Genomic DNA, 26,007 nt, shown 5'->3' with positions numbered 1-26,007 from the left:
GGCAAACCTAAGGCGTACGGAGTTCGTGGAAGGTTTGCCTATCTTGACTACAAGTCGACTAAAGGTAGAGTTTTGTATTGCTGGATTTTATTTGTATCTTATAAATAAACGGTATGCTCAAAAACTGGACTGTCATCGCTGAAGCGACAAAAAGTGTTGTCGCTCGGGAAAGGTATTTAAAAGACTTAAACCACAAAAACCATCGTTATACCCAGCAAATCATCAACTTATATGGTGATGAAAAACAATCTCTGAACATGATTCATTTCTGCGAAAAGTATAAGTTCAAACAAGCCCAAAACCGTAGAGGAGGGCGACCTCCCACACCTGCAATGGAGTTTGTACTCACGCTTCCAAAAGGTATTAGACCAAGTGCTAAACAATGGCGGCTCATGTTACGCACCGTGTTGAACGAGATCGCCAAGTCTTTAAACATCCATACAAAGGAACTCGCTCCGATAACCCGTGCGGTCATACATCAACAAGAACAAAATACAGAAACAAAAGGCTCTGGTGACCACTTACATTTGCTTATCGGTAAATTTACCGAAGATGGGCACTATCTTAGAGATCTACAACGCAAAATGGTTTTGTCCCAGATAAAGAATGCTTTTAACCAAGCGGTGTTAGAAGAAATGGGGATAGCCCACTCTTCTCACACAACACATAAACCTTACCTAGGCCAAGCGAAAAAAAGGGCACCATCTTGGAAAGTGAAAGCAGCGCGTGAATATGAACATTTATTCCACAGCCAACAGGAACTCTGTCGTTTTACATCCCGAGTACTAGGGCAAGCGGAAAAATGGCTCAGAGCCTTTTCCGTATATGACAAAAAACAAATGACCCGACAATTAAATCGAATCTTGAGAGAAGTAGAAAAGCTGAAACTTGATCCTTTAGCGTTGGAAAGTAATGAAGTTGATCAACTGCATAAGCTTCTCGATCGGCTTGCGTGTAATATCGAGTCTAAGTCAGGAGACAGTAGGCTAAAGAATCAGGTCAAAAATAAATTTTGCATCCTTAGGATGTAATTTGTAAGTTTAAGAAAAATGCTATGAACATTGACGAGACTCCATTCTTTTTTAACCAAAAAATTAGAACTAAAGTAAAGAAGCATTTAGACGAAGATGCACGTTACCTGAATATTTCCATGGACGCTGAGTGGTTAGAACAGTCTATAGAATGGGAGCTGTATGAGCGTATTTGTCAATGGCGACTTGAAAAAACTAACATTGAACGAGGCAATGAAGAAGTCGTCAGCCAAATTGCCGCTCACATTGCTTATAACATCGTTGTTGCCTACCGTTCTAGGATGTAATAAAAGAACCAATAGTTTGCCACCTATCTGGCAAACTATTGGTTCTTAACATCAAAGGCACTAATGAAACCATTAAGGAATTGTGGGACGATTCAATGCATTTGTGCTCCCCATCTCTGAAGGTACGCATTTACATTCAGCGTTAAGCAGCTTTCTCTTGCTTAATTCCTTCTTTTTTAGACTAATAGGTTATCAATTGAGTTACTCAGCTAGTTATTAATTGCTTCATTCTAAATCTGATACCAACAGTCATCTAGATGATCTAGCTTCAAGCCATAAGGTAAATCTGCAAATTTATTCAGTAATTTTGCCTGTGATTACCAATATCTTTAAACTGGCTGTGATCTTTACGATGAACAACATTGTTATTACCTGCGACTAAGGTCAACTGTCGATACAAGATTTCGGAGATATCTTTATACAAGTCTTTATATTCTGAAATTGATCAGTAAACACTCGAAATGCTGCCAGCTATTTCTCATATCCTTGGTCAAAGTCAAAGAATAACGCAGGTCTAAACGCTAGCTCACCATTGAGTATCTGTGGCATGGGGTTATTACTTCAGACAATTATCCGTTTAATACCCAACACTCGAAGGGACAAATAGCAAGATAAAGTTAATTTAATGAAAGGAGATACAGATACAGAATACTTATTCATGTTTTCTCTTTGTGTTTCGCAATATTGAGTGTGGTCGGACTGCATTACTGAGGCTTCAGACGATTTTAAAAATGGGTTTAACGTGGCTCGTTACAATCAAAATCGAGCAAGTTTGAGAACTAACAAACAACTTTAACCACTCACCCTCCTAAACCTTATCATATTTTCTGTAGGCAGATCATATTAGGGCACCTATATGAAAAATTCTTTTATGGTGCCTTTTTTCAATGGTTTGTTGCCGCGTGCGGCATAGTATTGCCCTTCAACTTACCTGACGCCCCTCTAAGTTTAACAATGGACACTAAAACAAGTGGTATATGAATTGCTAGGCATACAGAAGTGTAACCGTAAAAGAAATCACAGATGGCGCTAACAATACTATCAAACCCCACCGCTTTATCGATTCAGAAAAAGCTGGGGGACGTAAATTCTCAAGCACAGAAGACAATGACTGCCTTAAGTTCAGGTAGTCAGATAAATTCAGCCAGTGATGACGCGGCAGGCTTACAGATCTCGAATAGGCTGTCTACACAAAGTAGGGGTTTGGATGTAGCCTCACGGAATGTTAACGATGCGCTCTCTTTGCTACAGGTCACTGATGGCTCACTAGAAGAGTACAGCAATATAATCCTAAGAATTAAAGATCTATCTCTTCAAACGTTGAATGGATCCAACACGGAAGAAGATCGGGCGGCAATGCGAATCGAAATGAAAGATTTGCTCGATGAGATGGATCGAATCGTTGAAGCGACGACATTTGCTGGAAAAAGCTTGTTAAATGGCTCAGAGGATGAGGTTAAAGCCCAAGTTGGTGCTAACTCCGGCGAGTCAATAATACTGCCAAGCTTAAATTTGAGTAGTTCTTATCGCCACCAATCTTCTGTTGTCGGCTTTATGTTTTCAATGGTTGTTCCCCAAGATTGGCGAACAACTGAAAATAACTATATCGAAATTTTAACAAGGGATACCGGCATTAAAAAAATAGAATTCGAGGCTGGAATGGATTTAGAAGGTGTAGTTGATAAGTTAAATAAAGAGTTACCGTTTGAGTCTAATAGGTTTACGTTGGCCAACGGGGAAGATAGCAAAGGCAATAAGGGAGTTTATGTTGGTTATTCTCAGGCGGTATGGGCGCAAGATGGCAGTTTGAAGATAATAGGTTATGGACTTGAACCCTTCAAAACTGCTGAAGGCGAAGATGGGTACGTTTTGCCTTTAGGGTCTAATCCGTTAGCGCCCATTGTTCTTAGTTCTTTTACACTGAGAGATAGTGTAGTTGGAATAAATCCAAATTTGGATCGGTATTTGCGCACTGAACCGAGTAAGTTTGATCACTCTCGCCCCTCACACTGTGATGGTTTGTTGAAAATGATTGACTCGTACCGTGCGGAGCTTGGGTCTACTATGAACCGGTTAGAAAAGGCCTCAAACAACTTATTTAGTCAAAACATCAATGTTTCAGCAAGCCACAGTAGGATAAAGGACACAGATTTTGCCAAGGCTACCTCTAAGCTTGCCTCTGAACAGATACGTAGCCAAGCAGCTACAAGCATGATGGCGCAGGCCAAAAATCTACCTAAAAGTGCTTCTAGCCTTCTGGTGAGTTGATGAACCAAAATAACGGTGACAATGTAATGTTATTTACTGTGCAAGCTTGTGTCAGTACTAAGTACTATCTTTAAACGCAGCATTTCATTTAAGTTTTTAACACATTGATGGACAGAAACGTGTCAGTGAGCTTGCTAAACTAGCATCGCACGGATAATTCTAGGTATTGCAAACCATCAAATTAAATGGCCAAATTCACTAAGCCACTTACTCTTATTCACTGCAAAATGTACTTTTAAAAGCTCCATTTCTTGAACGATATAGTCTGTGAACTCTTCAAGGAAATTCTGATCATGTAGCTTCATTACCTCTGAAGAAGATAGAGTATTTAGATTCCAATACCCTTCAAAGTTTACGTATTTGTATACAGGCCACCACAGTTCGTCACTTTTATAGCCACTGACTGGAACTATTGACCTCAACCTTTCATTTTTGTTTTCTGGATCGTTTGTTATACCAAAGAACAATTGTTCACCACCTTCAAGCTGTATAGCTAATTCACAGCCTGGGTAATCCGCTAAGGGGTAAGACACTGCAACTTTTCGAGCACCTCCGCGAGTAAAATAAGAAGTTACAACTTTGCATGCACTCTCATAATCAACAACGCTATCAAAAGCAAGTGTTCCAATCCTTGACTCTACCTTCGTAGCTAGCATGGAAAAAAAACCAGATATTGCATCATATTTAAGCTCTTGTAGTGCTTCTTGCAAAGGATCCACAACATCCACCGTACGAGTATCAAGGAGTAGTTGTTTTAGTTCTTTTATGTATAAAGCATTAGTGCTCATGCCTGTTAATCCTTTGATAATCTCGAGATATTGAATAAGTGATTCTCTTAGAGATGGGAACTGTGCTGATTGGCCAACTAGATTTTGAATGAATTTACGTATGTCATTTTTATAGCTCAAAAGCACTATAGGATGTTCTAGTACACCATTATCACCTTTCAGCGAGTATGGCGAAGGCTCACTACCATATAGCGTCAAGTAAACTATCGTCACATCTGTATACCCTTCAGATATCGCAGTATTATAGTAGCGGAATAGCTGTTGCTCCTGATCTAATGCATAAATTTTGTTTTCTATTATTAACGCTTGTTTAGTCGTATTGTTTACTAAGTACAAATCAATATTCTTATGCTCAACATGCATTTCGAAGTTGAAATTATCATTAATTGGAATTACGCCGAGTATTTCAAACAAAAGCTTTAATGGCTTAACACCCAAACCATGTAACCCACTTACATTGAGAATGTCACCCAGAAATCGAGAATGCAAGCGTACTTCGTCACTAGGGCTACGCAGTACTTTAAAAAGGTTATAACCTTCTTCCACCATCAGGCTAGATTTATAATGCTTAGCTAGGCTCAATAAATGCCTAACATCATTTGGTGTTTTAATTTTTGTTGCCATTATCAATCCTCATACAACCCGATCATTTCGACCAAACGTGCCTTCACTTCATTGACAAGCAAAGTTGGCGACTCAACGATAACATCAGTCGAAAATCTTAATACCCACCCCACTATATCGTAGGTAATATGGGTAGAGAGAGTGAGTCGATACCATTCATCCTCAACCTCTGTCAGGGTCTGACTTGGATGCAGTTGGTTAAAACACAGCCAGTCATAAGCAAACCACCGCACGCGCATTACAATAGTATGGACATTTTTATCTTGCAGCCAACCTGTTGGATTAGATGCAATGTAATCAGTTAAATCAAATCCATTTGGGCGTACAAGTGTGTTTAGCTGTGATTCAGCAGATTCGATACGGCTAAAGTTAAACAACTGTGGCCTATCAGGGGACTCTGATTTCGTTGCAACCAGATAATGAGCGTGTTCACGCACAATAATGGCGAGTGGATTAAGTAGGTAACAACTCGCTTTCTCAGCTCCAAGTTTTTTGTAGTGTAAAGTGAGCTTGATTTCATCGAGAACGCTCTCATAAACCGTCTGTAAAATATCACGGTCTAGCGGATAAGTAGTATGAGGTATCTGCCCTTCAATGACATACAGTTTATTTTCCCACTTACCTAGGCGGTTCGATTTATCGAGTGTTCGCTTTGCTTTATTCAAACGCTGGTCAAGCAGTGACATGGATTCAGGTGGCATGGCATGGCGCAGTAAACGCTCTGCCGCAACCAACAACAGCGCCTCGGTCGGTTGCATCGTCGGTAACAAATCAATATTGTTGGCGCAGTTTCGCCATAGGTTTCCATCTTCTGTGTGCTCGGCGTATATGCTTGTTATCTCTTGCAACTTGAGCAGATCCCGCTCTACAGTTCGCTTGGAAACCGTAAAACCCTCTTCAAGCAAGTATTGATGCAGTACTTTGGTTGATACTCCAGCCCCATGCATAGACGGTATTTTTCGATAGAGTTCAAACAAGCGAGTAACGGTGCTAGTTGAATTTGTCATGTTTACTGATTTTGCCTTACTCATTAATGAATATCATTACTTCAAATCGATCTTCGTACAAACGGTCAGGATCAAGCCTATGAGCAAAAACACAGCAAGTATCTTCTGGTATTTTCGTCGAAAAGTAATTGGCGGCCATCTCAAAGTCATCTAAGGTGAATTCAAGTCCCGACAGCAAGATCACCATTGCCGTTTTACATTCAAAACTCCGTTTTTCTATCGCGTCATCAATAGCTCCTACTGAACGCCATTTACCCTCGCTAATCCCATGATAATAAAAACTTCGCTTCATATTGCAAAAAACGGAGTAAATATCAGCAAAATCAACACATATCATACCTTGTAATTCAATACTTTCTATCAAGCCGTTAATGATATTACGTTGCTCAGCATCACCTTTTGTGAGAAATACGCTATCTACGCTGGTATACCATCGATTTCTGTGGCTATGGCACAGGCAGAAAGCTAATCTGAACTGATCGCGTTTCTGCACTAGCTTCTTATTGAAATTGCAAAATTCGACTTCATCAAATCCGTTGTCGACAATAAACACTAAATCTGCCGCATGTATATCGTCGGGAGTAACTTTATCTATCCTACGAAATTGTACTCTACTGATCGAACTCATTATTGAATTTGATAGTGGGTGGTGATGATTGGACACTATTAGGTACTGCACATAATCGCCATCATTAGCTTCATGCACTGTTTTTTCTTCAGCGATTACTTCCATAACGCCCTCGGTTGCACTGTGTCGTTTGGCCCCAAAGAATGAACACCACTAAATATCGCATAGATTTTGACTTCGTCGTACTTTGTAGTCGCCACGACATTACCAATAATAATCGGAATTTCGCTTTGGATTTGCTCAGTAAGCATTTCGCCTACACTGTGTATTTCTTCCAAGCCAAGAGATTGGTCAGCGGTTATATTGATAAGTACCGCCTTTGCTGTAGCGATATCAAACTCATCAAGGAGCGGATTTTCAAGTGCGGCCTCTACTGCTTTCTGGATTCTATCTTCGCCAACTCCCTCGCCGTAACCAATAACTGTTGGGCCAGCTTGATGCAGTACCGTACGTAAATCCGCAAAGTCGAGATTGATGTATCCAGTAGTTGATATCAGCGAGTAAATTCCGATAAGTGAACGCTTAAGCACCTGATTAGAGGCTTCAAATGCTGAAATCAGAGTGCAAGATTTAGGAAGTGTTGATAAAAGCTTTTGGTTTGCAACGACAATAGTCGCATCAGCCGTAATATTAATTCTATCCAATGCCAACTGCGACAGTCGCGTTTTTTTCATGCCTTCAAATTCAAACGGCGTGGTGACTATTGTAACAACCACTGTGTTAGTTTCGCTCATCCAATCACAAATAAGAGGAATTGCACCAGTTGCGGTACCTCCACCCAAACCTCCTGTAACGAAAACTAGATCATAATCTTGCAATGACTGCACAATATAGTGTTTGTCTTGCTCAACCGCTTTTTTTCCCATTTCAGGAATAGCACCAGCGCTCAGCCCATTAGTAACTTCACTACCAATAGCGAATCTTTTGACCCGTTCATTACTTTTCATTCCTCTTGCATCAGTATCAAAAACCCATAAATCAACTTCATCAGATAAATCTGGAGCTAAGTAATTAACTGCGTTGTGTCCACAACAACCTACGCCCAAGACAGCAATACGATGCAATTGCTCTGGTAAAAACATGCTCAACCACCTTTAACATTCTCATGGCTAGATAATAAAGGTGGGTGCGACATTGGGTGTCGTAGTGGGAGGATTATTTTTTAGGGTAATGAATCTTTAATCCCATTCTCTAGGATTTGACTGCACCAAGGATTAGACAAATTGAGTCAATATCTGCTTGTCTAATAACAGGAAGGGTGGGATATAACACCGAATGGGGCAGAACCGAGCTTGCTACGGTCACTAGCTCAACATTGGACAAAACCGTTTTAGCGCAATTACCAATTTGACAAAGCACAAATTATCTAAAGTATGACAAAACTCGCTTAGATGAATGTTCAGATCAGTATCCATCTATTTTATCATCTGAACTTATGTACCTCAGTTCTATTTCTACCGTTATGTTTCGCTTGGTAAAGAGCATCATCAGCACCTTTAAGAACGGCACTAATCGGTTCTCTTTCTGCTAACCATTGAGACACTCCGATAGAAATCGTCACGTGATCTACGACATTAAACTCATTGGATTCAATGGATTTTCTGATTCTCTCAGCAACGTATTCAGCCTGACGTATGTCTGTATTAACTAAAAAAACCATGAATTCTTCTCCGCCAGATCGACAGACAATATCCACCTCTCGCGCCTGTGCCTTGATCATATTTGCCACACTGATGAGTAAAGTATCACCGACATCATGACCAAAGGTATCGTTCACTTTTTTGAAGTAATCAACATCCAGAGCGAGAACAGAAAATGGAATATTTTGTATACGCAAATTATCAATGGCTTTATCTAAACCTCTGCGGTTTAACAACCCAGTCATTGAATCGGTTAAGGTATCGAGATGCAGTTGATCAATCGTGTTGGATACAATATTGAATGTACTGAGGAATGAACGTTTTAGGTGTGACGCTTCAAAATACCAAGGTTTCACTTCATTTAAGTCTCGTTTAGTCGAAGTGTGGCTTTCAAAGTTTTTGACGACACTCGCTAATTGCCATAATGGTTTTGAGATAAAAACCGAAGATATCCAAATAACTAAAAGCGTGAGAGCAACAATTGGAAGCGTTGCCACAAATACACTCCACATTTGGTCATTAAGCACTGACAGAGTGAGGCTTTCCGATTTCTCAGCAACTATCCCCCAACCAGAATAATTGACTGGTGCGTACCCAGCAAGCATATCAATACCCTGAGAGTTAATGATAGCTTTCCCACCTTTCTCTCCCTGAGTCACCTCATTTATCGCTTCATTATTGACAATGACTTCTCCCACTCGTTGTTTATTAGGGTGATAAATCAATGTCCGATTTTTATCCACAACATAGAGGTATGACCCATCTCTGTAGCCATGGTGCCCAAGTATGCTCATTAATATGTTTTTCTTATCGAGATAAATGCTCCCGCTAACGTAACCTAAATACTCTTTTTGTGCGGAGAAGATAGGGTACGAAATACTTATTAGATAATTACCTGCCGGGGATACGAACGGATTAGTGACGATTGGAGCCTTAGCGTTCAACGATTGTAGCGAACTTTCTGTTGTTAACTGGACACCTTTCACTTGTATTGTTTCTGGTGAAACGGAAATGATGACCCCTTTCGCATTGACGATGACTACAGAGTTAAAAGAGTCAGTTTGGGTTCTTAATCGATCTACTTCTTCTTGCAACGCATCTGAATCACCCATCCTACTCCCAAGCGTAAGTGCACTATACTCCAATTGAGACAAAGCTGATTCAATGAAAGTGTCCGTCATTTCGGCCATTTTTTCAGCGTAAACACGATTGGATTCAATGGTGTTGGTGACAATGAGGTCATGTTGGACACGATATATGGAGTAAAAAGCGTTCAGAAGAGTGACCAATACACTAAAGATGCTTAGAATCAGGATAAGTTGCCTCAAATTCAACTTGTCTTTCATCCGTTTTGATTCACCCACATATTCCATAAATTAAGTCATCCATTGGTTTATTCGAAGTAATAGTACGTGCTACTGCACATGTGTTAAATCAAGTTTTAGTAGATTTTGACAGTTCTGCATGAAATATGAAACTCTTATACTGGCTTATATCTATTTTGAAACTGATATGGCCGACATAGATAGAAAATAGAGTCAGTATCTGACCAAAAAACAAACATCAAGATCAAAATGCTAGCCGATACTTGAAGGGTTCAAGAAAGTAAAACTTATACTTAGAGGGGCTTGATGCGACTAAACATTAGTTTACGTAGTAAAACCATATGTTTAATGTAGCATTTTAAACAGTTTAAGTGATGTGTCACTAGCTTGATATTCGATGTAATGATAGGTTAATCATATAATTATGACTTTAGTCATGGGCAGTACACGAGTAATACTGTGGTCTATATGAACAAAAACTCCCTCACCTCCGCTAAACTCGTTTTTACTTACTTTGTATTCGCGTCACTGTGGGTTTTATTCTCAGATAAAGCGGTAGAGCTCCTATCTAACAATCTACAAGTATATACCTTGGTTCAGTCACTAAAGGGGATGCTATTTATCGTGATCACGTCTCTCTTGCTATGGGGGCTGATAAAAAAGAACAACCGAGAGATTGAACGGGCTAATGACATTGACTATGTGACAGGCCTGCATAGTCCCTACGTCTTTTTTCGCTATTTGGAGCAAAAGTTCAGTAGTGCCAAAGAAAATGAACATTATGTTCTCTTTCTTCTCGATATTGACAACTTTAAGCCCATTGCCGATCAACTCGGCTTTGTAAAGAGCAATCAATTTTTAAAAGACATCGCACAATCTATTAGTTCCTCTACTGTCTCTCCACTTTTCTCTTCAAGGACTCATTCTGATGGGTTTGCTTGCTTGATTCGCATGCACGACGAGAAGCAAATTGACAGGCACCTAGCACGTATTCAAAGGCAGTTTAGCCAGCACTCAAAACGTCATGGAATTGATGTAACGTGCTCTATTGGTGTTGCGCTCTATCCATTTGATGGAGAAAGCGTTAAACAGCTCATGACGTCAGCTAAATATGCGCTCGCTCAAGCAAAGATAACGAAAAACACTATCCGGTACCACGACAAAAAACTCGCTGAGCAAGATCTCCAAAGAAAACAGATGATTGCAGATCTACGTAACGCAATACGAAAAGAACAAATACAGATCGTATTTCAACCAAAGTATCATCTAAAAGATAAGAGAGTAACTGGAGTTGAAGTGCTCTCTCGCTGGAAACACCACCAACATGGAGATATATCTCCTGCTGTATTTATCACGCTGGCAGAAGAGAACAATCTCTGTAGTGCTTTAACAGCACTAGTTATCAAGCAAGCATCAAAACAACTTAAAGAAACCCAGCTCCTAGGACATTCTATTCAAAGCGTATCGGTGAATATTTCTGCTACTGAGCTGAATAGTGTTGAAGACATGCGCCAAATCGAAACTTACTTAAATCAAGATCGTGATTTTGCGCAATACCTATGCTTTGAAATCACAGAGACAGCCACGTTAAAGGATATTGATCAATGTGCAATTATAGTAAAACAGCTGAAGAAATCTGGCGTAACGTTCTCCATTGATGACTTTGGTGTTGGCTATACTTCATTTGGCATATTCAGTAAATTAGACGTTGATGAAATCAAGATAGATCGTAGCTTCATCAAAGACATTGCTATTGACTATCGATCAAGAGCAATTACTTCCGGCATCGTTGATATAGCCAAGGGGTTTGGGATTCAAGTCGTTGCTGAGGGCATAGAGACCCTTGAACAGCTGTGTATTCTTGAGGAGTTAGACTGTGAACAAGCTCAAGGATTTTATCTAAGTCGCCCAGTCCCTGTTACGGCATTAAATAAAAGCTTAAGTATGATGTAGCATCGCAAAGTTCACATACTTAGAAGCTGTTTATCGTTTGACAGATTAGTGAGGTAAACCATGGAATTAGTAGGCTTTAGGTTAACCCAGTTAAGGTAATTATTTTACCAGAGAAAGAAAAATCCGAGTGCTTTATCAACACTCGGATTTTTGGTTTAAGGCGTTACTTGATGACGCCATTCACAACGCTACGCCAAATTAATGCTCTGCACCTAGAATGATCACATAAACGTCTGAGGAAACACTGCCGTGTGTTGTCCACTCTCCAAGCCCTAGCGAATCGTAGTGTTGTTCTTGAAGTAGTTTTTTGACTGCAATACCTAGGTTATCGTAGCTCCAAGACGTCATCGCGATGGTCTCTTTGAGGTTAATAGGCGTATTATCAGCATCTTTAGCATTAGAAATGACAATGTTGCCATCCACATAGTCCCACGTGCCGATACCGACACTTTGATCGTCTTCTTTCACATTGACGCTACGCTCACCATTTTCCAGCTCGTAGAATACGTAGCTTTGACCCTGTTTTTTCAGCGTAAAGCTTTTCGAGGGTTGGTTTCTCACCAAGGTAGTCATTGCCGACTCGATGTTCATCGTTGTATTGCTGGCGGCTTTACAGTCAGAGAGCACTGTTTGATACTGTTCAAGGCTCGATAGAGACGTTGGGGTATCGTTTTGCCCCCAAGAGTCGTCACCCATAATACAAGACTGGATTCCTTGATGCTCAATACGTGCTGCTAGTGGTGCCATTTTATCGGTAAACTCAGGTGCTAGATCGGCAGAAATAGTGTAGAACTGACCGTTGATTAGGTCGTCTGCTCCCGTACCGGAGAGACTGTTAAATTGAACCGTAGGTTGACTGGTTTCGCTATCGATAACACAATCGCGAGATAGTGCCGTAGCACGGTTTTCATTAGACAAATAGAAATTAGAGTAAATACTCATAACATCATTACAAGTCAATGCCGACGCGAAAGAAACGCTTGCAAATGGCTTATTATTTAACGCATTTAGCCCATTGAGTTGTACGCCAACCGCAGGGTCGATGTAGCGATCGTTATGCCACAGGAAGTAACGGTAGATCACGCCAGAAGCGCGCATGTTTAGCGTACTTTCGACATGTTTGCTGCTGGTAAACATATCGGCAAGCCAAACAGTGGCTGTACCGTTGGTTTGACTGGTTTGTGAGGTTGCTTTGATGAGGTAACCTTGATTGAAGTCATAAGCTTTCACAACCGCGATGTGGTCAACTGCGTTAGAGTCGCCTTCACTAACTGTGGTTTTAATTATATCCCCTTCAACGCTGTAGGAGCCCACTTCTAGACTAGGCTCTGCACAGGTATAACCGTTGTTCATGGTCGGATCGGAGAAATAAACTATATTATTTTCCAACTTGACTGCGTGACAACTCAGTGACGGATGCTCGCTAGGGCCGCTGTTATCAACCGAGTAAAATACTTTGTTTTCCAGAGGGTGCGTAACCGCAACCTCTGATGGCTTAATCGTGTAAAAGACGTTGACACTAGCTTGATCTTGGTTGACTGCATCTTGAGCCCACACCACTAAGTTAAACTCGCCATCGACAGTGGGGCTACCTTTAATCACGAGCTGTCCATCTTGAATCGTTGCGCTCATGCCTACGGCATCAGTATCTGCATTGATGGTCAGTGACGCGACGTCTTCATCGATAAACAGGCCATCTAAACTAAAGGTTTGCTCAGGGAAGTCGACCCCTTTTGTGAATTCAATGGCTTTAATAGTTTGAACAAAAGTGGCTTTGGTCTCTTCGTCGACGCTTGGAGCAAGGTCTGATGAGGTAAAGGTAACTTTTAGCTCCACAGGGTTGGATTTTGCGCCGTGGGAGTCGATGGCAAAGATATAGAAAGTGTAGACACCCGCTTTATCGTGCTTGATATTGGAAACTACACCCTCATTGCTAATGCTCACACCATTTTGATACTCCGAGTCGGTGGACACCTTAAGGGTGTATGAGTCACCGCTATCTACATCATGAAACGCTAAACGATATTGTGACGCTAGATCGATACTGGTCGTGCCATCTGAAGAAACTTCGGTCTTAAAGGTTAGGTTATTAGCACCAACACTATTTGGTCGATGGTTAACGGTAATTGGATCGACACTGCCGTCTTCTTTGATGTCGCCGATAATCGGATTAAAACCTTGTAGCTCATCGGCATTGGTTTTGTCTTTTACTTCGGTCGCGACTTGCTTAACGATAGTGAGCTTAGACTCAGGGCTGATATTGGCTTTGTCGTGGTTATCGACCAGTACTTCGCCAATAACTTCGAGCTGTTTATTTTTCAGTGCATCCTGTGGCGAGTTAGCGTCAGAAAGATAGTCACCGAAGGCATCATCATTGTCGACTTGAATGCCACTTTCAACTAAAGCGTCAATAACGATTTTTTGCGCTGAAGCTAAGTTTAACGTTGGATCTTTTTCTAGCTTCTCTACGACTAAGTTAGTCAGTGGGTTAACAACAACCGCGCCAGCTGGCGCTTTAAGCGTGAAAGCTTTTTCAACAAGCCCGCGCGTTATATCAACCGTAGTGCCGGGGGTAGCCGTAACACAAAGAGGTTTGCCTTTATATTGGCTATCGACTTTCAATTGGCCTTTGTTGTCTGTCGTGCCAAGGGTTGTTTCGCATACACCATTGTTATCGCTATCGACTTTAACGCTTGCTTTGTGCAAGTAGCCGTCTAACGCAGTTACGGTAAAGTCTGCCGCTGGGGTTGGGTCTTTTGCGTCGGGAGATGCGTCAGAACCTCCACCACAACCCGTGATTAACGCTGCAGTGACTGCCGCAGCCACCATTGTTTTGTTGTTATACAACCAACGTGTGTTCATCCGATCTTGTCCTTAATTATTTATTAGAAAAATTGCTCAGTGCGATATTTGTTGCATTCAAATTCCGTATGCAATAATAGGCTATTAAACCAAGCTACCTTATTGATATTTTATATAATGGTGATCGCTATCACTCCAGTTTATGAATGTAATTTTTGGATTTTGCGATGTGGATAAACAAGAGAATAGAACGCTGATATTCAAGGCGTGGTAAGTGGTATACCCTTTCAACTCGAAGATGCAGATTCGAATAGCTGAAAATTATCGGTAACTCTGTGCACCAGCGAGTCTGCAACTTCTGGTAATGTTACATCGAATGATTCTCTCTAGGATGGGGAGTGAATATTGAACGCCGTCCATAAACAACATGGGCTCTTTACTTGGCTTAAGAGCTTTATTGGAATATTCAATAAAGGTGGGGGGAGCTCAGGGCAGAACTTGGGCAGCACTTACTCGATTTTCTTGCCTGAAACAATCATTGTTATGCGTCCACTCATTAACACCTGAAACGGTATAATGAATGCCGACCCCAGTTTTCACATAGGCAACATTATGATAAGTATGATAAAAAGTAAGTCAATTCTTGCTTGTTTGACTTAAACGTTTGTCAAGCGAAACACATAATGGGGCAGAATTACGTTACGGTGATCTAGCCCGTCAGCACGAATCTGGACAGAAATCAGTTAGGTCTGCAGCTAACGATTACTCCAAGCACATTAGTTTTTTATTGCGGTTTCATCAATTACCTAAATCTAAGATGAATATAAATGCAAAAGTGTTCTGATTTAGCTGTGAAGAACAGACAAACGTGTACCTCACGCACTAATCACGCAGCAATGCTCTGGATTTGACCTGCCCAACAAGTGCGATGTTTGCGATAACTTCCAGAAGCCACCAATACAACTTAAAAGTTGTCCATCAGCATAAAAACAACATTTTAGTTGTTTATACATGCATAAGTCACCAGCAGCCAAACATTCACATAATTAATCATTAAATTCATATAACATTAGGAGAAATAGACTTTAATACCCCTGCCCCAATTCTTCGACGGCTCGAATAGTCATCATCCGAATGACTAAAAGATCGACAAGTCAGAAATTGTTCAAAGTTCTAACAAAAAACACTCCCTTGGCAAGGGGATATTCGACTAAAATCACATGCTTATCGCAAAAATTTCAAGGACCGGGTATGAATAATCAGGGCTGGATTCACTATTGGCGTAATTCTCTTGCCGATGCCGATAGCGCGAAAGGTGCATTAAAAAAGCAAGACCTGAAAAATTATGTGCGAACGACAACCGACGAGTTCAAAGAAGGTAAGCTTAAACCTGATTCTACATTGCTAGAAGATCTGTTTCGCAATGAAGCAGATACCCTAACCGCCGTACAAATTCATCATCGACCGGTCACCTATTATCTTCGGAAAGTTCATGGGAAAGATTACAGCGGCAATATGCCTGGTGTACTGACACCAATTGTCTGCTCTTTATGGGTCAATCGTGAAGGACTACTATTTCCCAACACCACGCCATTCATACCTCGTGATTTGCTTGCTCCTCAAGGAAATGACACCTTTACTATCGCTGACGTCGATAAGCTCGATGAATTCCTAACAACAAATGAAATTCCAGCGCAGTCTACTGAAAGTATTCCAGCCAAATTCGAACAAGAAGAACAGTATCAGAACCATCAAAAAGATTGGCACAACTACTACGGACTCACCCAAAAACTATTTGCCGATTACTGCGATAGAAACCGAATCAAGCAGTTCTACGAACACATTGAAAGTCGTGGCTTAGTCAACAAAATCAGCGAGTGCTTGGGAGCTTCAAGGCATATTTTAAAACTGTACGATAACCTGAGCAATTCAAGCACAGCCTTGCCTCTGCTTGATAGTTACGCGGCAAAAACAGTAACCAACCACGATGAATGTATTGAAGTATCTCAGACAGTGCATTCGCGTTTTGGCCACTCAAATAGTCAATTCCCGCTAACTAAAGCGCAATGCGATGCCTTGACCCATACCTTAGCCATGCAAGAAGGCGATATTCTTGCGGTAAATGGTCCTCCTGGCACAGGTAAAACAACGTTTGTTCTATCTGTAGTCGCATCACTGTGGATTGAATCTGCGCTAAAAGAGAGTCAGCCGCCGCTAATCATTGCGGCATCGACTAATAATCAAGCAGTAACCAACATCATTGATGCCTTTGGTAAAGACTTCGATGAAGGCGACGACGAACTATCAGGCCGATGGTTGCCCGACATTTTTAGCTATGGTGGCTACCTGCCATCGGCGTATGGAGAATTGGAAGCAGCCAAAAGTTACCAAACTAAGCATTTCTATGAAAAAGTCGAGCAGTTGGATTTTCTCGATCAAGCCCAAGCGCATTATTTGGATAGAGCAAAACAGGCGTTTCCACAACAGAATTTTGCTGATGTAACGCAAGTTAAAGCGTATCTCCTTGCCGAATTGCGCCAACATCAAAACCAGTTAGATCACATCCAAAACAATTGGCATCACTACAACCGCCAACTAAATGACATCCATTCTCGGCTGGGGAACAATCCCCAACAAACATTGGCAGATCAACAACAAGCCGTTTCTAATGCGCAAGCATTGAAAGATAACGCCAAAGAACAGTTAACTGCGTGGCGAAGCTACCTCGGCAATGAATCTACATGGTTAACTCTGTTTAAGTGGTTACCGCCAATTAAGAATAAACTTGAACTCCAGCGCAGGAGTTTCATGTATAACCTTATTGAGCACGATGAAGAGCAAATTGAAAATCTGTCATCAGACCGATTTGAGAGCCTACTCAAGCAAGTATTTTCTAGTAAAAAAGACGATTTTGATGATCAAAAAAATCGGTATCAATCTTGGCTAGAGCAGTATCAAGAGTTTGAGCAATCACAACTGAATTGGCTTAATTCTATCAATAACTTTACTGAAGACTCTCCAGAGCAAACTATTCCACAACTGACTGACATCGATTCGGTTTTAGATATCACGACCCGTTTTCGAATGTTCCGCTTAGCGGTCCATTACTGGGAAGCATGCTGGCTGCTCAGTTGCCGAGATTTGGGTCAAGAGTTGAACAAGCAGGCCCGGAAAACAGGTTTGAAAACAGTTCGTCCTCGCTGGCAACGCCGAATGATGCTTACTCCTTGCATTGTATCAACGTTCCATTCTCTGCCTTCTCATATGACTTACCAGTCTCACGTTGGAAATAATGAATTTGAAACTGACTATCTGCTTAATGAAATCGACCTTTTGATCGTTGATGAAGCAGGCCAAGTAGCTCCAGAAGTTGCCGCAGCCTCGTTCTCACTAGCCAAAAAAGCGTTGGTGATTGGTGATATTTACCAAATCCCGCCGATTAGAAATGTGTGCTCATCAATTGACCGAGGTAATTTAAAGCAGCATAAAGTTATCAGCTCTGATGATGAATACACAGTCATTCAAGAGGAAGGCCGAAGTGTAGTGACTGGCAGTGTGATGCATGTAGCGCAACAAGCAAGCCGCTTTCATTATATGCCGGAAGCTGAGCCTGGAATGTTTTTGCAAGAACATAGACGCTGCTACGATGAATTAATCTCATACTGCAATGACCTTTGCTATCAAGGTATCCTGATCCCCAAGCGAGGACAAGCGACCGAAGATAGCCTCTACTCTCCTTTCAGTCATTTGCACGTCGACGGTATCGCGGAATCATTTAGCGGCAGCCGACGCAATAAGTTAGAAGCAGAAACTATCGCTGCATGGCTACATGCCAATAAGGTTGAAATAGAGAATTACTACGGCGAGCCACTGGCCAAGTGTGTGGGTATCATTACTCCATTTTCAGCTCAAGTGAACCAGATCAAGACCGCGTGTGGTGAGTTCGATATCAAAGCAGGCAAGGGGGATGACCAACTAACCGTTGGCACCGTTCACTCTCTTCAAGGTGCTGAACGCAAAATCATTATTTTTTCCCAGGTGTACACCAGACACAACGATGGCGGGTTTATCGATATGGATCCGTCAATGCTCAACGTCGCTGTCTCTCGAGCCAAAGATGCATTCTTGGTGTTTGGTGATTTGGATATCATTGAAGCTGCGCCATCATCTTCTCCACGAGGATTACTCGCCAAGTATCTCTTCACTGACGAGCGAAATGAGCTTGAGTTTAGTGTTGGTCAACGCCCCGATTTATTACAAATATGCGGCCATCCGAAACTGCTAACCAATGCCGAAGAGCACGATGCGTTCTTATCAAAACTGCTGAGGGAAGTACAACGAAAAATAGATATCGTCTCGCCTTGGTTACTGCTAGACAAACTGCAATCAACTGGTCAGTTAGAACTACTAAAAACAGCACTGCACAAAGGTGTCCAGATAACCATACACACCGACAGACATTTCAATACCACGGTCGCAAACCACCCGGATACTAATAAAGTAAAAGCGTTTCAACATTGCTGCGCGACCTTGGAACAGCTTGGTATCGTTATCAATGTGATAAATGGTGTCCATAGTAAAAGCGTTTTTGCTGATGATCGGTATATGGCGGTGGGGTCATTCAATTGGTTTAGTGCAAGCAGAAGCGGAAAATACGCTAATATCGAGACATCATTAATCTATGTCGGTGAGTTAGAGAAGGAGATCAAAACTCAACTCGACTTCTTAAATAGCCGAAGCTGCAACACAAACAAGCAGCCCGTGACGTAGACACAAAGCGTCACTCTTTTGTCCCGAAGTGACTCAAAATCATTTTCAGCATACCCTCAGACAGGTAATTGCTAATTAATCATTTTTAATTAGCAACTACGAAGTGAGTTGCATTCCTTTCAGATGAATTTTATTGAGGAAAATTTGGAACTAGAAGAGCAAGCGATTTTATGAGCGAAAATGACAATGGGGCACAGGCTTTTCAGACGAAAAGCCTGTAGCGGCTCCTATTTGTCAGCAATCTGTTTTCTCAGACAGCCTCAGAGCGTCTTCTAGCTCAACACCAAGGTATCGAATTGTGTTATCTAGCTTCGAATGTCCAAGTAAGATCTGTACGGCCCTGATGTTTTTTGTTCTGGCATAGATTAAGGTGGCTTTGGTACGGCGCATGGAATGAGTTCCGTAGTAGTCAGCATTCAATCCCAGTTTTACAGCCCAGTTCCTGATGATTGAACGATAGAATGAGTAGCTGATAGGTTGCCCAGAGCGTCGGCTGCTCGGGAATAGAAAACTGCTTGCCTCTAGGGATGCTGCAAAAATCCATCGGCTAATACTTTGCTGTGTTCTCGGAGTAATCTCATAGTGAACATCGGTGCCCGTTTTTTGCTGGATGCACTGAACCCTTTCATAGATAACGCCTTGCGAAGAAACATCGTAAACGTGTAGCTTTAGTAAATCACTCGCCCTTAACTTGCTATCTATAGCTAGGTTCAGTAGTGCGAGCTGCATCAGATCGTTTTCAATCTCCAGCCTAGTTCTGATCCGCCAGATCTCTTCAAGCTTAAATGGTCTTTTGATGCCACTGCATTTTCCAGAAGATAACTTTCTCATGATGACCTCCTTCCAGTGTTTTTGGTCAACATGAAGTTTGGCAGTCATATTTAGTAGGGGTCATGAGAAGCTGAAACATTGGTGGACAAAGGCGTGTTTGCTATCCTCAGTTAACATCACCTCATGGAATATAAACATCACGAGAAAATATTGTGATAGTTTTAGCTCCACGTGAGAGTGCTACATATAAATGATTTGCGTTCATTCCTCGAGCTTGCGCATCAAGAATCATGCAATGATCAGCTTCAAGGCCTTTGAGCAAAAGGGTTGAACCAATAGCTCGATTAGGTATTCGTTGATCTCCTTGCTGACGTAAGCGCTCTCTTACTGCTGACGCTGCTTCAAAGATACTTATTGTTGGAGAAGTTATTGAAAGAGCTAAAGAGTCTTTTAAAGCGTTGTATGCGCCTTTACGGTAAACACGAGTACCAGGTTTTAACTCTAGATGCTGTAGTGCTGCTAAGATGTTGGAGCGAGAACTATTAATCGCTACGTTGCAAAGTGCTTGCTCAGTAGTTGTTGCAGGAGTCCTATTTCGACGATTGAGAATACTATCTACTCGTTTCGATGTGGTTGCCATTTCAACATTGGTCATCATAGTACTAGCAACTTGCAAAATAGAGGCTGAAAGAGCTACCCCTGTATTGTCATCAAATTGGCTTGCAGCACTAGTTACACTTGCAAGTTGAACTGGTTCAACTACTTCAATTCGCGAATTACCCTGAGCATAACCATGCCTTGAACGTTCATCCATTGAACTACCTATTACCAATAGAGAATCAGTTGGGTAGTGATTTAAAATAGAGTGTTGTGCATTATGCTGATTAGTTATGTCCGTTCGGACTACGTCTGTCAGTTGGTGCAATATTACATGGGCAGGACATGTTCTAAGGTCAACTCTTGTCCCTTGTTTTAGTGCCTCCCTTGTTTCAAGTATCCACCGTCCAAGCAACGGTGCTCCAGCATTGTTCCAACGCCATGGTGTATTTAATTCACCTATCAGTGGAAATTGCTTCAGAACTCCGCTGCCCCAATCAGGCATTGGACCTCCGAAGTTAAAAATACATTGCATAGGGTCACCAAAAATAACTGTCGGGAGAATATTTGAAAGTGAAGCAATTAGATTGTGCTGATTAACGTCACAGTCTTGATACTCATCAACGAGCAGGCGTGAATATGATGATTGTAGGATGTCACTAATGCTGCCTGTATTTAGCAACCTTAAAACAGTTTGTCTAATTTCTGGATAAAAAAGCTGGGGCATTTCAGGTGAATGATGAACAGGGCAGGTCATTGGGAAACTATTGGCAATACGAAGTGCCCATCCATCAATGGTAGTAATAACATAGTTCGACGTTGGCACTGATAGCTTTCGCAGTCTTTTTTTTAATGCAGAAACTCCAGCAGTGGTGTGCGTTAGCACCAATATAGGCTTGGTATTATTCACGGATAATGTCTCCGTGATTATATGGGTTTTACCGCAACCAGCGGGAGCAACAATTGCGCCTCTATTAGTATCAAGAACGGTTTCCACGTTCATCGAATATCTCCATTAGCTTCTACCCAATTGAGTAAGCCATTGAGGATACTTTGAAAATGTTCGTTAAATAATGGCATATTAGGGGCAACGACATTCCTGATGATGGTTTCAGATTTTGTGATGTTTTTAAACCATTTATAGTGGCCAGCAGCAAGGGCTAAAGAACCTCTCATTTCATCCAGTGGGTTGGATAAACATGCGGCCAAATCATATTGGTTGTTCGACTTATTTTTAATGTGCTGGTCAACTTCCTGGTGCCCGTTTAAGTCAGCAGCTACTTTTACAAGTAGTGGCAAAATATCTACTCTACACCAGCTGAAAATTGCACCTTCGGTAGACATACCATGTCCCCATTCAAAAATTGTTACACCTGCCTGTGTACATTGTTCAGTCTGTGCCTGGTGTGCCTGAGAATTTATATCGGAATCTTTTAGTAAGGCCACAGGGTAACCTAAACTCGCAAATACCTTAGCTCGCTGAAAGTAGTTATCACCACCGCCGCCATCAGTACAAAACCCTCCTTTAGATTGAATTCCGAGCTGTTGATTGTCTTGCTTGTAAAGATCCAAACCTCTGATAAAACCAACTTCAGTGCTTCCTTCACCGACAATTATTGCTTTGCTGAAGAATGCTTCTGCACAAGCTCTTAGTGTTGCTTGTTGTTGCTCTCCCCCCAAAAGACTGTAGATGTGATGGGAGTAAAGTGGGAATTCAAATACCTGAGCAGCTATGGATTGTTTTCTTAGAACATGGAGTTGGGCAGCTTGTAGCTCTCTAAGTACATAAGGTGAGTGAGTAGTTATAAATACTTGCTTTTGGGGCTCGATGTCCTTTGATCCTAGTTCGTTAAGTAGCCTACTAATACGGTATGGCTCAAGACCATATTCGGCTTCATCAACGATCAGAATACTAGAGCTGCTAGTAGCCTTTTGCAGGCCGCTAATGAGTAAGCGTGAAGATCCAGTCCCTAATTGCCTTAGAGGTGTCCCATCACTATTGTGGAGGCTTATGGCACCATTGGACATGGATATTCCATTGACATCAAGAAGCGCGCTAAGTTGTCCGAGCGGTACACCAAGTCCGTTGGCGATTTGCTGGACTTGGGTCAAAACCTCTGTGACCCCTTGTACTGGTTGTGCAGCAAAGGCTTCACGGGTTTGCCGTCCTAATTGGGCAAGAACTGAAGATACATCTAAGGTATCTTCAGAAAGTTTGTTTAATACTGAACGATGTCCCCATGCGAGATTTTGATGTGATGTGGTGCCCAGTCTGGCTGGAGACAGTAATTCTCGGTGTTTCCAAGGTAATCTACGTTCAAGACCATCTGCATCGGCACGATCAGAGTATAGTCGCCAATCAGGTGCTAAGTCTGCATCTACATAGAGCTTGAAGGTAAGAACCGTTTCACAATTTGGTTGTGGCTCGTCAAAGATTTCTTTGGTCTCAAAATTAAAGCCTCGAAGAAAAAAACCGTATCGTTCAACATTTTTTAACTCATCATCAAGCTCGCCAATTGTCACTGTGATAGTCAAAGGAGATGAAGTATCTAGTTGGTAAAAATCTGCATCGTTGAATGAGTAAGAGCGTCGTGCACCTAGAACCAAATCAATGGCATCTAAAATTGTCGACTTACCAGAATCCCCTGGTCCGATTAGACAGTTAAGTCCAGGCTTTGGATTCCAAGATAGATTTTTAATTGATCTAAAATTTTGTATATCAATGTGACGTATAACCGACATGCCAAATCCCTTTGCTTGCAAGCATAAATATTAGTTCACTGTTCTATAGGTCTTATTCTTCCTTCCATTCATAAATTGCTGAACATGTCTGTATAATTATAAGTGCTCAACTAGACTCATAATCTGCTATTAGTATATGTAGGTCAAGACCTGACATGAGAGTGTGGTCAGGAATCCTTAGCTAAACAGTTATGGGGCACAAATGAGTTGTTCACGTAAGCAAGCTCATCTTATAGCCAAAAAACAAAGTCAGTACTATCACTCTAAAAATTTAGCTAGCTTTCACCACAAATCTAGGCTCCTAACTGCTTGATCAAGTAATGAAAGGTTAATCTGCTTCCCATAGCGGTTGAACGTTAGGTTTGTTTTCCTGTGCCCCACAAGATCTGCGACAAGATGCTCAGCGATTCCATTTTGTTGCAGCTCATCAATGAATGTGTGGCGCAAGCTATGGAGACTGGGTCTTCGAGAAGGTATGAAGCCCAGATCATCAAGTACCTTACTAAAGCGATTCACGAAAGTTTTCGACCAATCTTTATAAGCGCCAATTGGCTTAAAACTAAATAATTTTTGCTGTTTGTTCTCATATCTATTTTGCGCGTATCGCAGGAAGCCATGTTCAATTAACTTAGGGTGCAATGGAACTCGGCGCTTGGCTGAGCTTGACTTCAAGCGCTTATCCTGACCATTTGTATTAATATCGATGTACCAGATATCATCAACACACTTTATATCAGCCGTATCTAATTGACAGACTTCAGATACACGCGCTCCCGAATGCAATAGTAACAAAGGGATCCAATAGTCTTCATGTTGGCTTTGAGTACGCTTTACACGACGAGGAAGGCTTTGCAGCGCAGGATGCTTAAATAGCTTGCGTAGGTCGTCCTCCATCCATCTCTGCCTCTCGTCAGAGGCTCTACAAGGTTTTCTTTTCACCGTCACGCCGTCAAATACGTTTTTCTCTACATCACCTCGGAGCTTTAGCCATTTATAAAACTGTCGAGCTGCTGCAAGGTATTCAATGACGGACTTTTCAGATTTACCCGACTTTAATAAGTCGTCTCGGAATTCCATCGCTTGTTTTGTTGTAGCTTGTAATATGCCAGCTTTAGAAAAGCTAAAAAAAGCTCTGATCCGCGATTCTAGTTGTTGAATAGTACGAGGAAGAATGCTCTCTGCCCGCTTAGAATGAATGAAATCACTTAGCAGTCTTTCATTCATCAGTGGCTTTACCACATCATTCAATACAGGTAATACAGGCTCTACAGGTTGGGGGGCTTTATGTATGACAGGAGTAAAATTACTTGCGCGGATCGCCTGTAGCTCAGTCTTTAAATTTTGAATTACGAGTTGAACATTCTCTTCCGTATCGCAATCCGCCATATAGCTGCGTATGTGGCTCATGATCAACATAAGTCTATCTATTGCCTCTGAACGCTTTTTAGTACTAAGAGAAAATCGTATTTCTTGAGGGAAACCTAACGAAATGAGCTTTTTTGAAAAGCAGTAACGAGCGTAATAAGTAGCGTTGCGGTCTTTGAGTAAAAACATGATCGTATCACTTGTACGTACCATGCCAAAAAATCTAACACGACGAAAAAGCCCGAGCCTTTATATAATAAGGGCTCGGGCTTCATAAATGTGGCGGAGAGATAGGGATTTGAACCCTAGATACGCTATTAACGTATGCCGGTTTTCAAGACCGGTGCTTTCAACCACTCAGCCATCTCTCCGGTGCGGGGCGCATATTAGGTTTAAACCCACATCTTGTAAAGCACTAATTTACATTGAGTTGTTCAAGTGGCGATAAACTAAGCATTCATATCAATCACTTCTATACTTGCAACAGGCTACAACGCCTATTTTTGTAGAGTTATAACTCTATCTGCAATGGTCTAATAAAATAGTGTTTTATTTATAAGTAATTGATAGTATTTAAAAAAACACTGTTCACGCAACACGTGTACGCCCGAAAACAATTGCACAAGATTGTGAAGTGTTTCAAAATTACGTCACTAACCGGAATAAATAATAAATTTCAGAGGTTTTATGAAAGTCGCTGACTTGTTTAAACATCGTGGTGAATCAGATTCAAAGCAACATTCAGAGTTCATGCAGTGGGTATCCCCAACTATGCGTGAGTACTGGGGTGAGTTTTTGACTAAAGCAAACAACCGCCATTTGTTTACTCGTTTGCGTGATCTTCAGAAACCAGCGGTGAATGATGAACTTCAAGAGCCAGAAATAGACACGCCAGTAGCGGCAAAGCCAAAATCAATTGAGCTTAAGCCGGAAGCTCAAGCGCTTTATGACGAGCTGCAACTTAAGCTGGGTGAAGTGATCCATGTTGGTGATTGGCTGGACGTATCGCAAGAACGTATCAACCAATTTGGCCAAGTGACTGAAGATATGCAGTGGATCCATACCGATCCAGAGCGTGCTGAAACTGAATCACCATTCAAAACGACAATTGCGCACGGTTTCTTAACACTGGCTTTGCTACCAAAGCTAACTGACAGTGTTGATCCCGAACAGAACCTATTCCCGACCGCAAAAATGGTGGTGAATATTGGTTTGAATCAAGTACGTTTCCCTTACCCTGTAAAAGCGGGCAACCGTGTTCGCGCAGTTAGTACACTGTCGAAGGTAACGCCTGTTCGAAAAGGGTTGGAGATTGAGCGCGAAATCAAAGTTGAGATCGAAGGCGTTCGTCGCCCAGGTGCAGTCGTTACATCGGTGATTCAATTGCACTTTTAATTTCAGATTTACAA

Annotated in this window: 16 protein-coding genes and 1 tRNA gene; 6 read left to right on the top strand and 11 right to left on the bottom strand. The window is 41.6% G+C overall.

The features are described 5' to 3' along the window. Positions 1-113: 113 nt before the first annotated feature. The 3 genes from VNE01S_RS11585 (at position 114) to VNE01S_RS11575 (ending at position 3,586) form a co-directional block, all read left to right on the top strand. Positions 114-1,031, top strand: coding sequence for a hypothetical protein (locus VNE01S_RS11585; protein WP_053394469.1), 918 nt, complete (start codon positions 114-116; stop codon positions 1,029-1,031). Positions 1,032-1,054: 23 nt separating this feature from the next. Next, positions 1,055-1,318, top strand: a complete 264-nt coding sequence (locus VNE01S_RS11580) for a hypothetical protein (RefSeq protein ID WP_053394468.1) — start codon at positions 1,055-1,057, stop codon at positions 1,316-1,318. Between the two features lie 1,023 nt (positions 1,319-2,341). Then, complete coding sequence (locus VNE01S_RS11575) at positions 2,342-3,586, top strand: flagellin N-terminal helical domain-containing protein (protein ID WP_053394467.1); 1,245 nt, start codon at positions 2,342-2,344, stop codon at positions 3,584-3,586. A 176-nt stretch (positions 3,587-3,762) separates the two neighbouring features. Here the strand turns inward: VNE01S_RS11575 and VNE01S_RS11570 are convergent, their stop codons facing one another. From VNE01S_RS11570 to VNE01S_RS11550, 5 genes are all read right to left on the bottom strand, one after another. Continuing rightward, a complete protein-coding gene (locus VNE01S_RS11570) occupies positions 3,763-4,998 on the bottom strand; it encodes a PDDEXK-like family protein (RefSeq protein WP_053394466.1) in 1,236 nt (411 codons plus the stop codon). Between the two features lie 2 nt (positions 4,999-5,000). Continuing rightward, a complete protein-coding gene (locus tag VNE01S_RS11565) occupies positions 5,001-6,005 on the bottom strand; it encodes a helix-turn-helix transcriptional regulator (RefSeq protein ID WP_162208407.1) in 1,005 nt (334 codons plus the stop codon). A gap of 16 nt (positions 6,006-6,021) precedes the next feature. After that, positions 6,022-6,738 (bottom strand): FtsZ/tubulin family protein, encoded by a 717-nt coding sequence (locus VNE01S_RS11560; protein ID WP_053394464.1) that lies wholly within the window; start codon positions 6,736-6,738, stop codon positions 6,022-6,024. Further along, entirely contained in the window at positions 6,729-7,715 is a 987-nt protein-coding gene (locus tag VNE01S_RS11555) for a cell division protein FtsZ (protein WP_053394463.1), read from the bottom strand. The genes VNE01S_RS11560 and VNE01S_RS11555 overlap by 10 nt, the downstream gene beginning before the upstream one ends. 341 nt (positions 7,716-8,056) lie before the next feature. After that, positions 8,057-9,619, bottom strand: coding sequence for a sensor domain-containing diguanylate cyclase (locus tag VNE01S_RS11550; protein ID WP_053394517.1), 1,563 nt, complete (start codon positions 9,617-9,619; stop codon positions 8,057-8,059). A gap of 447 nt (positions 9,620-10,066) precedes the next feature. Here VNE01S_RS11550 and VNE01S_RS11545 point away from each other — a divergent pair, with 447 nt between their 5' ends. After that, positions 10,067-11,551 carry a putative bifunctional diguanylate cyclase/phosphodiesterase gene (locus tag VNE01S_RS11545; protein WP_053394462.1) on the top strand — a complete coding sequence of 495 codons (1,485 nt, stop codon included), beginning with the start codon at positions 10,067-10,069 and terminating at the stop codon, positions 11,549-11,551. Positions 11,552-11,749: 198 nt separating this feature from the next. On the opposite strand, the gene VNE01S_RS11540 is transcribed toward VNE01S_RS11545, so the two are convergent. Then, positions 11,750-14,413 (bottom strand): hypothetical protein, encoded by a 2,664-nt coding sequence (locus VNE01S_RS11540; protein WP_053394461.1) that lies wholly within the window; start codon positions 14,411-14,413, stop codon positions 11,750-11,752. Between the two features lie 1,191 nt (positions 14,414-15,604). On the opposite strand from VNE01S_RS11540, the gene VNE01S_RS11535 reads away from it, so the two are divergent. Then, the gene (locus tag VNE01S_RS11535; RefSeq protein WP_053300659.1) at positions 15,605-19,123 is read left to right on the top strand and encodes an AAA domain-containing protein; all 3,519 of its coding nucleotides are present in this window, start codon (positions 15,605-15,607) and stop codon (positions 19,121-19,123) included. Positions 19,124-19,357: 234 nt separating this feature from the next. Here the strand turns inward: VNE01S_RS11535 and VNE01S_RS11530 are convergent, their stop codons facing one another. The 5 genes from VNE01S_RS11530 to VNE01S_RS11510 form a co-directional block, all read right to left on the bottom strand. Continuing rightward, complete coding sequence (locus VNE01S_RS11530) at positions 19,358-19,954, bottom strand: tyrosine-type recombinase/integrase (RefSeq protein ID WP_053394460.1); 597 nt, start codon at positions 19,952-19,954, stop codon at positions 19,358-19,360. Positions 19,955-20,075: 121 nt separating this feature from the next. Beyond that, complete coding sequence (locus tag VNE01S_RS11525; protein ID WP_053394459.1) at positions 20,076-21,494, bottom strand: UvrD-helicase domain-containing protein; 1,419 nt, start codon at positions 21,492-21,494, stop codon at positions 20,076-20,078. Next, entirely contained in the window at positions 21,491-23,233 is a 1,743-nt protein-coding gene (locus VNE01S_RS11520) for an ATP-dependent nuclease (protein WP_053394458.1), read from the bottom strand. The genes VNE01S_RS11525 and VNE01S_RS11520 overlap by 4 nt, the downstream gene beginning before the upstream one ends. A 282-nt stretch (positions 23,234-23,515) precedes the next feature. Next, positions 23,516-24,787: a tyrosine-type recombinase/integrase gene (locus tag VNE01S_RS11515; protein ID WP_053394457.1), complete on the bottom strand. Its 1,272-nt coding sequence runs from the start codon at positions 24,785-24,787 to the stop codon at positions 23,516-23,518. A 91-nt stretch (positions 24,788-24,878) separates the two neighbouring features. Then, positions 24,879-24,969: transfer RNA gene (locus VNE01S_RS11510), tRNA-Ser, on the bottom strand. Between the two features lie 316 nt (positions 24,970-25,285). On the opposite strand from VNE01S_RS11510, the gene VNE01S_RS11505 reads away from it, so the two are divergent. Continuing rightward, positions 25,286-25,993: a MaoC family dehydratase gene (locus VNE01S_RS11505; protein ID WP_053394456.1), complete on the top strand. Its 708-nt coding sequence runs from the start codon at positions 25,286-25,288 to the stop codon at positions 25,991-25,993. The last annotated feature ends 14 nt before the right edge of the window (positions 25,994-26,007 follow it).

Origin of the sequence: Vibrio nereis NBRC 15637 (assembly GCF_001591105.1) — a bacterium.
Taxonomy (GTDB): Bacteria; Pseudomonadota; Gammaproteobacteria; order Enterobacterales; family Vibrionaceae; genus Vibrio; species Vibrio nereis.
This window is presented reverse-complemented; position numbering and strand designations above follow the sequence as displayed.

What these genes read in the sequence shown, in the direction of transcription:
- VNE01S_RS11585 (WP_053394469.1), top strand. Translation starts at nt 114, where the DNA reads ATGCTCAAAAACTGGACTGTCATCGCTGAAGCGACAAAAAGTGTTGTC.
- VNE01S_RS11580 (WP_053394468.1), top strand. Translation starts at nt 1,055, where the DNA reads ATGAACATTGACGAGACTCCATTCTTTTTTAACCAAAAAATTAGAACT.
- VNE01S_RS11575 (WP_053394467.1), top strand. Translation starts at nt 2,342, where the DNA reads ATGGCGCTAACAATACTATCAAACCCCACCGCTTTATCGATTCAGAAA.
- VNE01S_RS11570 (WP_053394466.1), bottom strand. Translation starts at nt 4,998, where the DNA reads ATGGCAACAAAAATTAAAACACCAAATGATGTTAGGCATTTATTGAGC.
- VNE01S_RS11565 (WP_162208407.1), bottom strand. Translation starts at nt 6,005, where the DNA reads ATGACAAATTCAACTAGCACCGTTACTCGCTTGTTTGAACTCTATCGA.
- VNE01S_RS11560 (WP_053394464.1), bottom strand. Translation starts at nt 6,738, where the DNA reads ATGGAAGTAATCGCTGAAGAAAAAACAGTGCATGAAGCTAATGATGGC.
- VNE01S_RS11555 (WP_053394463.1), bottom strand. Translation starts at nt 7,715, where the DNA reads ATGTTTTTACCAGAGCAATTGCATCGTATTGCTGTCTTGGGCGTAGGT.
- VNE01S_RS11550 (WP_053394517.1), bottom strand. Translation starts at nt 9,619, where the DNA reads ATGAAAGACAAGTTGAATTTGAGGCAACTTATCCTGATTCTAAGCATC.
- VNE01S_RS11545 (WP_053394462.1), top strand. Translation starts at nt 10,067, where the DNA reads ATGAACAAAAACTCCCTCACCTCCGCTAAACTCGTTTTTACTTACTTT.
- VNE01S_RS11540 (WP_053394461.1), bottom strand. Translation starts at nt 14,413, where the DNA reads ATGAACACACGTTGGTTGTATAACAACAAAACAATGGTGGCTGCGGCA.
- VNE01S_RS11535 (WP_053300659.1), top strand. Translation starts at nt 15,605, where the DNA reads ATGAATAATCAGGGCTGGATTCACTATTGGCGTAATTCTCTTGCCGAT.
- VNE01S_RS11530 (WP_053394460.1), bottom strand. Translation starts at nt 19,954, where the DNA reads ATGAGAAAGTTATCTTCTGGAAAATGCAGTGGCATCAAAAGACCATTT.
- VNE01S_RS11525 (WP_053394459.1), bottom strand. Translation starts at nt 21,494, where the DNA reads ATGAACGTGGAAACCGTTCTTGATACTAATAGAGGCGCAATTGTTGCT.
- VNE01S_RS11520 (WP_053394458.1), bottom strand. Translation starts at nt 23,233, where the DNA reads ATGTCGGTTATACGTCACATTGATATACAAAATTTTAGATCAATTAAA.
- VNE01S_RS11515 (WP_053394457.1), bottom strand. Translation starts at nt 24,787, where the DNA reads ATGTTTTTACTCAAAGACCGCAACGCTACTTATTACGCTCGTTACTGC.
- VNE01S_RS11505 (WP_053394456.1), top strand. Translation starts at nt 25,286, where the DNA reads ATGAAAGTCGCTGACTTGTTTAAACATCGTGGTGAATCAGATTCAAAG.